Source organism: Flavobacterium terrigena, assembly GCF_900108955.1.
GTDB classification, from domain to species: Bacteria; Bacteroidota; Bacteroidia; order Flavobacteriales; family Flavobacteriaceae; genus Flavobacterium; species Flavobacterium terrigena.
The window spans coordinates 97716-109743 of the sequence record NZ_FNYA01000005.1 but is presented as its reverse complement, the minus strand read 5'-3'; the positions used below and the strand labels follow the sequence as shown (position 1 = coordinate 109743).

Below are 12028 nucleotides of genomic sequence, written 5' to 3'. Positions count from 1 at the left end.
AAAATATTATTTGTAGTAATGAAATATTATTCACTATTTTTGTTGAAATATATTTTATGACTACTTCCGAAGAAAACTATTTAAAAGTAATTTATCATTTGTCCAACCTATCTCCAAAAGGTGTGAATACGAATGCTATTGCTGGAATGTTAGATACAAAAGCTTCATCTGTAACGGATATGCTGAAAAAATTATCGGACAAAGAATTGGTAGATTATCAAAAGTACCAAGGTGTTTTTTTAACAGAAAAAGGAAAATTAAATGCCAAAATGATTGTGAGAAATCACCGTTTATGGGAAGTTTTTTTAGTAGAAAAATTAGGTTTCGCTTGGGATGAAGTACATGAAGTGGCGGAAGAATTAGAACATATTCGTTCTGAAAAATTAATCAATCAGTTAGATAAGTTTTTAAATTATCCAAGTTTTGATCCGCATGGTGATCCAATTCCGAATGCAAAAGGAGAAATTCAAAATATCGACAAGCAATTGTTATCGGAAATTGATGTCAATAAAACCATTACTTGTATTGGTGTAAAAGATACTTCGGTAGATTTTTTACAATATTTAAACAAACAACAAATTTCGTTAGGTACAAAAATTAAAGTTTTAGAAAAAGAAGCTTTTGATGGAACTATTAAAATAGAAATTAACAGCAGCATTTTAGTGATATCAGATAAAATTGCTAACAATTTGTATGTAAAAACACATTAAGTTATGAGTAAATCACTTGAAGAAGTAAATCAATCGATAGCCACAGAAGGTAAAAAAACAGGTTTCAGAAAAATATTAGCATTTCTTGGACCAGCTTATTTAATTAGTGTGGGCTATATGGATCCAGGAAATTGGGCAACTGATTTGGCTGGAGGAAGTCAGTTTGGTTATTCGCTACTTTGGGTGTTATTAATGAGTAACATTATGGCGTTACTTTTGCAGAGTTTAAGCGCCAGATTAGGAATTGTAACACAGCGCGATTTAGCACAAGCATCAAGAGAAACCTATTCACCTTTTATCAATTATATCCTTTATTTTTTAGCCGAAGTTGCGATTGCAGCCTGTGATTTAGCCGAGGTTTTAGGAATGGCCATTGGGTTGAATTTGCTTTTCGATATTTCACTTATTGAAGGTGTAATGATTACCGTTTTAGATACATTCTTATTGCTTTTTCTTATCAATAAAGGGATGCGAAAAATGGAAGCTTTTATTATTGCTTTAGTGGCAATTATTGGTTTTTCTTTTGTGTTCGAAATGATTTTCGCTCAACCAGAAATGGGTAAAGTTTTAACGGGATTAATTCCAAGTGTTCCAAATGAAGCGGCGTTGTACATCGCTATCGGAATTATCGGAGCAACCGTAATGCCACATAATTTATACTTGCATTCATCATTGGTGCAAACCCGAAAATTTGATAGAAGTAAAGCTGGAATTAAACAAGCCTTGAAATATAATTTTATCGATTCGACCATCGCTTTAAACTTAGCTTTCTTCGTAAATGCCGCAATTTTGATATTAGCAGCCGCTACATTTTATAAAAACGGATTATTTGAAGTTGCCGAAATTCAGGATGCACACCAACTTTTAGCACCGATGTTAGGAACGAAATGGGCGCCTATTTTATTTGCAGTTGCCTTAATTGCAGCTGGACAAAGTTCTACAATTACCGGAACTTTAGCAGGTCAAATTATTATGGAAGGCTATTTGAATTTAAGAATTCAACCATGGGTTCGAAGAATCATTACCAGATTAATTGCCATTGTTCCAGCAGTAATTGTCATCTTAGTTTATGGCGAAAGTGTCACGGGAAAAATGCTGATTTTTTCTCAAGTAATTCTGAGTTTACAGTTAGGTTTTGCCATCATTCCATTGATACATTTTGTGAGTGATAAATCGAAAATGAAAGGTTTCGAAATTAGTAAAATCACGCAAATTGCTTCTTGGATTGTCGCTTCAATTATAGTTTCCTTAAATGCGAAATTAGTTTTTGATGAAATTCAAGGTTGGTTGCAAGAATCTGAAGATCCAATTGTGCTTTGGCTTACGGTTGTTCCGTTAGCATTCGGATTTTTGATATTGTTGCTTTATATTGTTTTCAAACCTTTTGTTACAAAAATGAAACACCAAACAGAAAATCATTTGCCTCATAATTTTGTATTGAATTTTTCAGAATCTTTAGCTTATAATAAAAAAAATATTGCCATTTCTGTAGATTTTTCTCAAGCCGATCAAATTGCCATAAATAGTGCTTTTGAATTGGGTGGAAAGGCTGCAAATTATACTTTAATTCACGTTGTAGAAACGGTTGGAGCTATTATGTATGGCGAAAATACGGATGATAATGAAACCAGAATAGACGAAAAATTATTATTAGAATATCAAGAAATGCTATCTAAAATCGGATTTAAAGTCGACATTAAATTAGGATTTGGAAAACCAAACAAAGCCATTCCTAAAATTGTAAATGAAGGAAACTTTGATATTTTAGTAATGGGAACTCATGGCCATACTGGTTTAAAAGATTTACTTTTTGGAACCACAGTTGATAAGCTACGTCACGAAATTTCCATACCTTTATTTATCGTAAAAAATTAAGATATGAAAAATGTAATTTATGTTATGGTTATTTTATTTTCTTTAGCAGCTTGTAAATCTGTAAGAGAAAATCCAAATGAAATTACAATTACTTCAAAAAAAGAAGTAGCGGTGAACGACTATACAATTGTAATTGATAAAATCATTTCCGATTCTAGATGTCCTGAAGGTGTTACTTGCGTTTGGGCTGGTGAGTTAGTTGTGAAACTAAGTGTTTGGCAAAATGAGGTGTTAAAAGAAACCACTCAGATAGCTTTTTCTCCAAGTACTAGAGATGAAAATTTGGCTTGGTTTGTAAAGTATATTCCTCAAAACAAAAAGCTAAAAAGTTATAAGGTTTCACCAATTAAGACTGAAAATCGAATTGAGTTAAAGGACTATAAAATTCAATTGATTTTAGAATAATTAAAAATAAAAACCTGCTCCAAAAGTGGCATAATTATAACTTGGAGAAGCAATTCTTAAATTTTCATAACCCATAGAAAAAAAGTGATTTTTTCGGTGGTATTTTCCTCTGAATTCAAATGAATTTACTGGTAATCCGTTTATTTTACTCCAAATCATCGCACTATGGAAACTCACATTTTTAAAAGCAAAAATATCGGTATTTAATCCGTAAGAGAAACCTGCCTCGTTGATGTCGTTAGCAATATAAGTTGCGCCAAGCGTCCAGCCTAAATTGAATTTTTCATAACGTAGTCGGTCTGAACCCAAGTTAAATTGAAACAAAGATAAGCTAGAATTGGTTTTTGTGAATTTATCACGTTCCATTAATTCTCTATAATCTGCTTGCACAAATACATATTGAAACAAACGAAATTTTCCTTTAAAATGATTTCCAAAAGAAGCATTATTGCTGTATAAAATATGATTTTCTACATCAAAACGTACTCGACTTTTTGCAATTGAATCTTCATTTAGTTTAATGAAATTTCCTGTTTTTTTATCGAAATATGGATAAGGTGAAAGTTTGTTATACAACTGATCTTCATTTTTATAATCGCCTATTGTCGTATAAAATGCTGCAAAAAAAATAATTCGGCCAAAAAAAGCGCCAATACCAGGACTATCATCGTCATCGTCATCAGCTAAGGCTGAAGGAGCATTCTGATTGACAGGTTCTGTTGGCAAAGGCGGACGTGTATCTTCTTTTGCGGATTTTAATTCGTTTTTAGATTTGTCAATTTTTTGAGCATAAAGACTACTCGAAAGTGTAAAAAGGATAAGTAGTAAAGTATTTTTTAGCATAGAATGGTTTTCTCTTTTCAATCAAAAATGGTGCCGTGAAATTATTTACAATCGCAATTGTCTCCACAACCTTTTTTGTTGGATTTTTTCTTCCAAAAGAATTTTTTAATTAAAAACCCTAAAGCCAAACCTAAACAGATGTATGTTAAAATTTCTTGCATTTTATTTTAGTGTTTGATAAGCAATTAAAGCCACAACATAAGCAAATCCACTCATGAAAACCAATTGAATTATAGGCCATTTCCAAGAGTTTGTTTCTTTTTTCACAATGGCAAGCGTACTTACACATTGCATCGCAAAAGCGTAGAATAAAAGTAGTGAAATTCCTGTTGCAAAATTGAAAATTCTGTTGCCATTTGCATCAATATCTTCTGCCATTTTCATTTTTATGGTCGATTCTTCATCGCTTTGATTTCCTACACTATAAATGGTGGCTAATGTTCCTACAAATACTTCACGAGCAGCAAATGAACTCACCACCGCAATTCCAATTTTCCAATCGTAACCCAAAGGTTTGATAACAGGTTCTATGGTTTTACCCATAATTCCCATATACGAATTTTCTAATTTGTAAGCGCTAACCTGATTTTCAAAAACTCCTTTTTCTAAACGAGAGTTCGTGTTTTTTTCTGCGATAATTTTTTCTGCATTATCAAAGTTCGATGAGCCATGTGAACCTAAAAACCACAATACAATTGAAATGGCTAAAATTATTTTTCCAGCACCAGTTACGAAAGCCTTAGTTTTTTCTAATACATTTAAGGCTACATTTTTGAACATTGGGACTTTATAACTCGGCATTTCAACTACAAAATACGATTTGCATTTTAGTTTTAACAATTTGTTTAAAATATAAGCCGAAGCAATTGCTACAACAAACGCCAATAAATACAAAGCCATTAAGGTTAAACCTTGTAAACTAAAACCTAAAAAGCGTTTTTCCGGTATGATTAAGGAAATTAAAATCGCATAAACAGGTAATCGTGCCGAACATGTGATGAAAGGCGTAATTAATATGGTAATTAAACGTTCTTTCCAGTTTTCGATATTTCTCGTGCTCATAATGGCTGGAATTGCACAAGCTGTTCCAGAAATTAATGGCACAATACTTTTTCCTGACAATCCGAATTTACGCATGATTTTATCCATCAAAAACACAACTCGACTCATATAACCGCTTTCTTCTAATACCGAAATAAATAAGAAAAGAAAGGCGATTTGCGGAATGAAAATTACAATTCCACCAATTCCAGGAATGATTCCGTCTGATAGTAAATCGGTGAATTTTCCTTGCGGAAGATTGTCTTTGGTAAGTGCACTTAGTTTTGAAAAAGTAGTGTCTATAAAATCCATTGGAATACTACTCCAATCGAAAATAGATTGAAAAATAAGCATTAAAACTCCGAAGAAAATTAGGTAACCAAAAACTTTATGCGTTAAAATATTATCTAATCTACTTTGAAAATCGGTAGCTTTAGTTTTGTCAATTTTTTGAGCCACTTTCAACGTATCATTAATAAATTGATAGCGTTTTATGGTTTCTTTTTGTTGAAGTTTTTTTAATTCGGTATGCGAACGTGTAAACGTATTTTCAATTTCATTACGTTGTAAGTTCAAGAAATTAACGTCTTGTGTAATTACCAACCAAAGTTTGTAAAGCAACTGATTTGGAAACGCTTTTCGTAATCTGTTGAAATATTCTTCATCAATTGAACTCGCATTTAAACAAGGTTCTGTTGAAAGTTTTTTGTAATTTATAATCAATTCTTTAATCGTATCAATTCCGATATTTTTTCGAGAACTAATTAAAGCGATTTTAGTTTTTAAAGCAGTTTCCAGTAACGGAATATCTAATTCAATCCCTTTTTGTTTCATTCGGTCACTCATGTTAATCACAAGTAACGTAGGAATTTCAAGGTCTTTTATTTGAGTAAAAAGTAATAAATTTCGTTTTAGGTTTTCCACTTCGGTTACTACAACGGCAACATCTGGAAAATCTTCATCGTTTTTGTTTAAAAGCAATTCAATCACAACATTTTCGTCAATAGAATTTGCGTTTAAACTATATGTTCCAGGTAAATCAATAATTTTTGCTTTGGTAATCTGATTTAATTTCGAAATACCAGTTTTTTTATCAACGGTAATTCCAGGATAGTTTCCAACTTGCTGATTTAAACCTGTCAATTGGTTGAATACAGAAGTCTTTCCAACATTTGGATTACCAATTAGTGCAACTTTTATGATTTTTGGAGTCATTTATTTAATAGATTCTAGACTGATATAGATTGCTCGCGCGGTTTTTATTCTAATAGCCACTTTCGAATCATTAACGTTAAAAAATAGAGGATCGCCCATTGGAGCAATTTGAATTAATTCAATGTCATTACCAGGCAAACATCCCATTTCAATTAGTTTCAATGGAATTTCGTCAATATTAATATCGGTAATTTGGGCGCTTTGCCCTTTTTTCAGCATGGAAGCATTAGAATCGCTCACGAACTTATTTAGATTGAATTAAAATACAAAGATAAGTAATTCTTAAAATATAAACCTAACAAATGTCATGTTTTGCAATTGAAGTTTTATTTGTACATTGGTACTTCTATTTTACGATATATAAATGAGCAGAACATTAGTTATTGGCGACATACACGGAGGATTAAAAGCAGTTATTCAAGTTTTAGAAAGAGCCAATATAAACACGAACGATACTTTAATTTTTTTAGGAGATTATGTAGATGGTTGGAGTCAATCGCCAGAAGTATTAGACTTTTTAATTGGTTTATCTCAAAAACAAAATTGCATTTTTATCAGAGGAAATCATGATGAATTGCTTTTGGATTGGTTGGAATATCGCCATGAAAGTTTGAATGAAGAAATGTGGTTTAAACATGGTGGAAAAGCTACGGTTGACGCATATGTAAATGTTTCTGATGAAGTAAAACAACAGCATGTTCTGTTTCTAAAATCCTTACAAAATTATCATTTAGACACACAAAACAGATTGTTTGTACATGCCGGATTTACCAATTTGAACGGTGTTACTTTGGAGTATTTTTCAAGAATGATGTATTGGGACAGAACGCTTTGGGAAATGGCTTTGTGTTTAGATGAAACGATGGACAAAGCTTCAGATTTTTATCCTAAAAGATTAAAAATTTATTCTGAAATATATATTGGGCATACACCAGTTTCGAAGACAGAAAAAGTAGTGCCGCTTTTGAAAAATACGGTATGGAATTTAGACACAGGTGCGGCTTTTAAAGGCGCATTAACTATTATGGATATTGATACGAAAGAATTTTGGCAAAGTGATGTGTTACCTGAATTATATCCAAATGAAATAGGTAGAATTTAATTGGTTTAATAAAGTAAAATATAAATTACTCAAGAGGTGATAACGAAAGTAAAACCTGAACTTTTTCTTCTCTAAATCGCAAAGGATAAGTTCCTTTTTTTAATAAGCTATAAGCCGGATCTAACTCGAGGTATAACATAATATTTATTTCAAAAATAAAATCTTCTTCCTGAACAAATGCAGCATTTTCTGTTTCGGTTTCAGGCGAGTAAACTTTTCCAAACATTGAAATTTGCTCATCTTTTGATAAATTATTAATGTCAACTTCCAAAATTAAATCCGTAGAAGTAATTTTTGTATAATTAAATTTTCGCATATTATTTTATTTGTTGGTAATACATCTTTTAGTACAAAATCTAAAAAATGATATTGCTCTTTGATTTGTTGAAATCAACCGGGAGCTTTTTATTTTAGTAGTAAGTTACTAGCGAATAAAGCTGTTAAAAAAGCAATTGTTGTGATAATTAATTTTATCATGATTTCTAATTTTTTTCAAGTGTAAAATTACTTTTGAATAGCGTTTTTTTGTTACGGATTTTTCGTAAAAAATGTTAAAAACGAACTTTGATTTGATACAAAAAAATCCGTCTGAAAGTGTCAGACGGATTATAAATTCACTTAACAACCCCTTGCTTAATGAAAAATTATTAAAACAAAGTAAATGATTTATTGATGCTTTGGGTTACGGTTTTAGCGTAAAAAATGTTAAAATTGTTTTGAGTTTGGTATAAAAAGAAAAATCCGCCTGAAGACTTCAGACGGATTTAATTCACTTAACAACCCCAAATTTGTTCAATGAAATAATAATTATAAGTCAAAATTAAGGGTTTGTTTGTATTTTGAATTACGGCTTTGCCGTAAAAAATGTTAAAGACTTATTGTTTTTGAATAAAAAAATCCGCCTGAAAGTGCCAGGCGGATTTTAAATTCACTTAACAACCCCTTGTTTAATGAAAAATTATTAAAACAAAGTAAATGATTTATTGATGCTTTAGGTTACGGCTTTAGCGTAAAAAATGTTAAAATTGTTTTGAGTTTGGTATAAAAAGAAAAATCCGTCTGAAAGGCTTCAGACGGATTTAATTCACTTAACAACCCCAAATTTGTTCAATGAAATAATAATTATAAGTCAAAATTAAGGGTTTGATTGTATTCTGAATTACGGCTTTGCCGTAAAAAAAGTTAAAATCAAATAAAACCTAGTTTTTTAGCCTCATTGATAAGCTCTTCATCAGTGCTTTTATTGATTAGAAAGAAATCTTTAATCTTTGATTTTCTTTTTTCAACTGTACTGTCGCTTAAGCCTAATTGTGTGGCAATGGTTTTGTTTTTGAAACCTTGAGCTAATAAAACTATTATTTGTCTATTAATACTGTCTAAATAATCTTCTCTTACTAATAAATCTTTCATGCTATCACTTACAGTCGGGCTATAGTAGGTTTTGCCGTCAATAACATCATGAAATGCATCAAGTAATACATCGCCAGTGGCATCACTTTTTATAATTAATCCATTTGGTCTGGCTTTGTGTAAAATATCGTAAATAATAAAAGACTCCGCATGTGCTGTTAGCATAATAATTTTGGCTTTGCTATGGTGTTCTCTTGCTAGGATAGCTAAATCTTCACCAAACCTGATTTTCATTTCTGGGTAAGGAGGCAAACTTCTATCTAAGAAAATGAAATCGAAAAATTCTTGTTGTTCTGGATTTGTGATAGCATTATAAGCGTCTTCACAAGTATAACAAAATGTAGGAACAAGCTCAATGTCTTTATCATTAAAGCCTAAAACAGATAAGTATCCGTTTAAGATTGCGGGATGATCATCGACCAATAATATGTTTGAAGTCATGTTTTTGTTATTTATCAGAATAAGTAATAATTATATTTGAAATATTAAATTTATTTTGGTGCCTTTATTAATAATTGATTCTAAAATGAATTTACCATTAATTTCTTCCATACGTTTTTTCATGTTGCTTAAGCCGATTCCTTTTTTACTCGTGTCGGGTTTAAAACCAATTCCATTATCGGCAATAGTAATATGAATTTCATTTTCTTTTTTATTCATTGTAAGATTCACCTTTGAAGCTTGTGCGTATTTATCAATGTTTTGTAATGTTTCTTGAATGATTCTATAAATATTTATTTTGATGTTGTTGTTTATCAGATCCCAATCAATTCTTTCGTCAACTTGTAAAATAAATTCAATATCAGAATGGCTTTTTATCATCGTAAATAAATTTTCAACAATGGAAATAAAAGTAACATTGTCGTCAAATAAATTTTGATTTAAGTCGTGTGCAATTTGTCTGATTTCTTTTTCTACATTTTGAATATCATCTATAAACGGTAAACATTTTTCAATAGTATCTGGATCTTGTCTTTTCTTTAAAATAAATAAATTTAGCCTGATGCCCATTAATTTCCCCATAACTCCATCATGCAATTCTTGAGAAATTCTGTTTTTTTCAGAATATTTTCCTTCTTCAATGCGATGTTGTTGGTTTAACATTAATTCATAAATTTCTTCTTTCGCATTTTGTTGTTCTTGAATGAAAATAAGTTCTTTATTTTTTAAGTTTCTAGATTTTATAAAATAAAATAAAAGTACGGCTAATATTATAAATATGGCTATCGTAGAAACGGACCATAATTGTTGTAATATAGATTCTTTTTGTTTTTCAATGGTTTCTTTTTCCGAAATAATTTCATTGGTTTGATAATCGATTTTGGCAAATTTGTCTCTTGTTTGTCTTTCGTTATTTATAATGCTGTCCGATAGTGTTTTGTAAGTTTCAAAATAATTTGTCGCTGCATTTGGACTAGCTTTTGCTAAAAGAAGCAATGCTTTTAGTTTGTCATCGTATAGTTTGTTTTCATTTGCCGCTTGCAAAACTTCATTGGCATGTAAAAATGCTTTTGAGGTATCATTATATTTCAAATAATATTCACTTAAATACAGATTTGAGGTGTTTATTGCAAAAATATTATTTGCCTTTTTGGCGATGGCTAACGATTCTATAAAGTGAGTTTTTGCATTACTATCGTTTAACTTGAATTTTGAATACCCCAAACAGTTATTTAAATTGCAAAATACATGAGGGTCTTTTGTTTTAAAATCATCTAGACTTAATCCTTTTGCTGCAGAAATATAAGAAGCTTTGTAATTGTTGTTTTTATTATAAACCAAACAGTAATAATAATAAGCTTGGCCTTTTAATGATAAAACAGTTGTGTTGTTTTTAATTTTATCAGTAGTATTTAATGCTTTTTGGAAATATTTTAATGCTTCTCTATCGTCATTTTGATTAAATGATGCATATCCAATATTTAAATAGGTATTGTATAAGAGATAATAATCATTTTTGTTTTTTAAAATTTTTAAGGCTTCAAATGAATTTTTCTCAGAATTATAATAATCGTTTAGGTTTTGATTTATTACGGCTTTATTTAAAAATATAGTTCCTAAAAGGTATTTGCTTTTGGTTTTTATAGAGTAATTTTCGGCTTTTGTATAATAAAAATACATACTATCTAATTTGTATATATTAGAATAATATGCACCTTTTTTACAAAGACCTTCAATAATACCTACCGTGTCTTCAATTTTTTTTGATTCTTCTAAAATAGTATTACTTACTCTATGGTAATCTTCAAATTTTTCTAAGTCGTAATATTTATCAGAAATAGCATCAAGATTATTTCTGATTACAGTATCGTATTTGAAACTATTTGTTTCATCTTCAATTAACCTTAAATCATTATAACTTGCTGATAATTTAATTTTATAAATTAAATTATCAGCTTTTGTTTTTTCTGATTTTTTCCGGTCCTGACAAGAAAAAATTAAGAATATTGAAATGACTGTAATTATTAATCTCCCCATAATATTACAAAAATATGAAAAATGAGGAATTAATACCCTTAGTTTATGGTTTTATTGGTTTTGGATTTACAGATTCAACAAGAGAGTCCGTTTCTCTACTCGTAGTATCTCTTAATGTCATGTAAAAATTTGTTAGGTCATTATTGTTCAAACTTGTTTTGCTTGAATTTTTATTATAAACTGGAGCATCTTCTGTTGAACAAGAAACTAATGTTGAGATAACAAATGCTGATAAAAGAATAATTTTTTTCATAATTTAACAAATTAGTGATTTTATAAATTTTACACCAAATAAATTGAAATTTATTTGGTGTAAAATACAAGTGTAAAATTATTGACACATCGGTTATTTTTATTACGGCATATCCGTAAAAAATGTTAAATTTTATTACTTTTGCTGAATAATTTAATAACGTAAAAATGAGAAGAATAGTATTTATCGTATGCCTAGGAATGGGGTTTTTAGCTAATGCACAAGCATATAAAGGAAAAGAAGACTTAAAATTACAAATTGGTGCTACCATTCAAAACGGTGGAACAGGTATCGCTTTAACTAATGATTACGGAATTGGTGAAAATATGTCGTTCGGTTTTTCAGCAAGTTATATGTTAAGTGCAGATAACGGTGTCCAAATAAATGGAACTACACTTTTGCCAGAAAGTGTTAAACCAAAATTTCAAGACAGAGTAGATGTAAAAGCTCGTTTTAATGCTAATTTGGGTAGCGTTATCGGTTTGGAAGACAATATGGATATTTATCCAGGTTTAAACATTGGAACAAGAAATTTCGGTGGTCATTTAGGTTTTAGATATTTCTTTACTGATGGTTTTGGCGTGTATTCTGAAATGAGTTTACCAATTGCTGAATATGATTCAACTCCAGGTACTTTCGGACATTATAATAATCAATTTGTTTTTCAAATTGGAGCATCTTTTAATTTATAGCAAT

13 protein-coding genes are annotated in these 12028 nt (G+C 30.2%); 5 read left to right on the top strand and 8 right to left on the bottom strand.

Translation table 11 applies throughout. The features are described from left to right. Positions 1-56 precede the first annotated feature (56 nt). Genes BMX42_RS09550 through BMX42_RS09540 form a run of 3 tightly spaced genes read left to right on the top strand, consistent with a single transcriptional unit; the run spans position 57 to position 2990 of the window. Positions 57-710: a metal-dependent transcriptional regulator gene (locus tag BMX42_RS09550; RefSeq protein ID WP_091312942.1), complete on the top strand. Its 654-nt coding sequence runs from the start codon at positions 57-59 to the stop codon at positions 708-710. 3 nt (positions 711-713) lie between these two features. Beyond that, on the top strand, positions 714-2585 hold the full coding sequence (locus BMX42_RS09545; protein WP_091312937.1) for an Nramp family divalent metal transporter: 1872 nt from the start codon (positions 714-716) through the stop codon (positions 2583-2585). A 3-nt stretch (positions 2586-2588) separates the two neighbouring features. Then, positions 2589-2990 carry a hypothetical protein gene (locus tag BMX42_RS09540; RefSeq protein ID WP_091312933.1) on the top strand — a complete coding sequence of 134 codons (402 nt, stop codon included), beginning with the start codon at positions 2589-2591 and terminating at the stop codon, positions 2988-2990. Here BMX42_RS09540 and BMX42_RS09535 read toward each other — a convergent pair whose 3' ends face one another. The 4 genes from BMX42_RS09535 to BMX42_RS09520 are packed head-to-tail and all read right to left on the bottom strand — an operon-like array spanning position 2991 to position 6308. Next, positions 2991-3833 carry a hypothetical protein gene (locus tag BMX42_RS09535; RefSeq protein ID WP_091312930.1) on the bottom strand — a complete coding sequence of 281 codons (843 nt, stop codon included), beginning with the start codon at positions 3831-3833 and terminating at the stop codon, positions 2991-2993. Between the two features lie 41 nt (positions 3834-3874). After that, complete coding sequence (locus BMX42_RS09530; protein ID WP_091312926.1) at positions 3875-3994, bottom strand: FeoB-associated Cys-rich membrane protein; 120 nt, start codon at positions 3992-3994, stop codon at positions 3875-3877. 1 nt (position 3995) lies between these two features. Beyond that, positions 3996-6089, bottom strand: coding sequence for a ferrous iron transport protein B (gene feoB / locus BMX42_RS09525; RefSeq protein ID WP_091312923.1), 2094 nt, complete (start codon positions 6087-6089; stop codon positions 3996-3998). Further along, a complete protein-coding gene (locus tag BMX42_RS09520) occupies positions 6090-6308 on the bottom strand; it encodes a FeoA family protein (RefSeq protein ID WP_091313393.1) in 219 nt (72 codons plus the stop codon). Between the two features lie 145 nt (positions 6309-6453). On the opposite strand from BMX42_RS09520, the gene BMX42_RS09515 reads away from it, so the two are divergent. Beyond that, complete coding sequence (locus tag BMX42_RS09515) at positions 6454-7191, top strand: metallophosphoesterase family protein (protein ID WP_091312920.1); 738 nt, start codon at positions 6454-6456, stop codon at positions 7189-7191. 25 nt (positions 7192-7216) lie between these two features. On the opposite strand, the gene BMX42_RS09510 is transcribed toward BMX42_RS09515, so the two are convergent. The 4 genes from BMX42_RS09510 to BMX42_RS09495 all read right to left on the bottom strand — a co-directional run bounded on the left by BMX42_RS09510 (position 7217) and on the right by BMX42_RS09495 (position 11332). Further along, complete coding sequence (locus BMX42_RS09510) at positions 7217-7507, bottom strand: hypothetical protein (RefSeq protein ID WP_091312918.1); 291 nt, start codon at positions 7505-7507, stop codon at positions 7217-7219. An 872-nt stretch (positions 7508-8379) separates the two neighbouring features. After that, positions 8380-9042 carry a LuxR C-terminal-related transcriptional regulator gene (locus BMX42_RS09505; protein ID WP_091312915.1) on the bottom strand — a complete coding sequence of 221 codons (663 nt, stop codon included), beginning with the start codon at positions 9040-9042 and terminating at the stop codon, positions 8380-8382. A 30-nt stretch (positions 9043-9072) separates the two neighbouring features. Beyond that, complete coding sequence (locus tag BMX42_RS09500) at positions 9073-11079, bottom strand: ATP-binding protein (RefSeq protein ID WP_091312912.1); 2007 nt, start codon at positions 11077-11079, stop codon at positions 9073-9075. A 43-nt stretch (positions 11080-11122) separates the two neighbouring features. Beyond that, positions 11123-11332, bottom strand: a complete 210-nt coding sequence (locus tag BMX42_RS09495) for a hypothetical protein (protein WP_091312909.1) — start codon at positions 11330-11332, stop codon at positions 11123-11125. Between the two features lie 167 nt (positions 11333-11499). Between BMX42_RS09495 and BMX42_RS09490 the strand changes: the two genes are divergently transcribed. After that, positions 11500-12024: a DUF6646 family protein gene (locus tag BMX42_RS09490; protein ID WP_091312905.1), complete on the top strand. Its 525-nt coding sequence runs from the start codon at positions 11500-11502 to the stop codon at positions 12022-12024. Positions 12025-12028 lie beyond the last annotated feature (4 nt).

Coding starts and splice junctions, on each gene's coding strand:
- BMX42_RS09550 (WP_091312942.1), top strand. CDS start 57: ATGACTACTTCCGAAGAAAACTATTTAAAAGTAATTTATCATTTGTCC.
- BMX42_RS09545 (WP_091312937.1), top strand. CDS start 714: ATGAGTAAATCACTTGAAGAAGTAAATCAATCGATAGCCACAGAAGGT.
- BMX42_RS09540 (WP_091312933.1), top strand. CDS start 2,589: ATGAAAAATGTAATTTATGTTATGGTTATTTTATTTTCTTTAGCAGCT.
- BMX42_RS09535 (WP_091312930.1), bottom strand. CDS start 3,833: ATGCTAAAAAATACTTTACTACTTATCCTTTTTACACTTTCGAGTAGT.
- BMX42_RS09530 (WP_091312926.1), bottom strand. CDS start 3,994: ATGCAAGAAATTTTAACATACATCTGTTTAGGTTTGGCTTTAGGGTTT.
- feoB (WP_091312923.1), bottom strand. CDS start 6,089: ATGACTCCAAAAATCATAAAAGTTGCACTAATTGGTAATCCAAATGTT.
- BMX42_RS09520 (WP_091313393.1), bottom strand. CDS start 6,308: ATGCTGAAAAAAGGGCAAAGCGCCCAAATTACCGATATTAATATTGAC.
- BMX42_RS09515 (WP_091312920.1), top strand. CDS start 6,454: ATGAGCAGAACATTAGTTATTGGCGACATACACGGAGGATTAAAAGCA.
- BMX42_RS09510 (WP_091312918.1), bottom strand. CDS start 7,507: ATGCGAAAATTTAATTATACAAAAATTACTTCTACGGATTTAATTTTG.
- BMX42_RS09505 (WP_091312915.1), bottom strand. CDS start 9,042: ATGACTTCAAACATATTATTGGTCGATGATCATCCCGCAATCTTAAAC.
- BMX42_RS09500 (WP_091312912.1), bottom strand. CDS start 11,079: ATGGGGAGATTAATAATTACAGTCATTTCAATATTCTTAATTTTTTCT.
- BMX42_RS09495 (WP_091312909.1), bottom strand. CDS start 11,332: ATGAAAAAAATTATTCTTTTATCAGCATTTGTTATCTCAACATTAGTT.
- BMX42_RS09490 (WP_091312905.1), top strand. CDS start 11,500: ATGAGAAGAATAGTATTTATCGTATGCCTAGGAATGGGGTTTTTAGCT.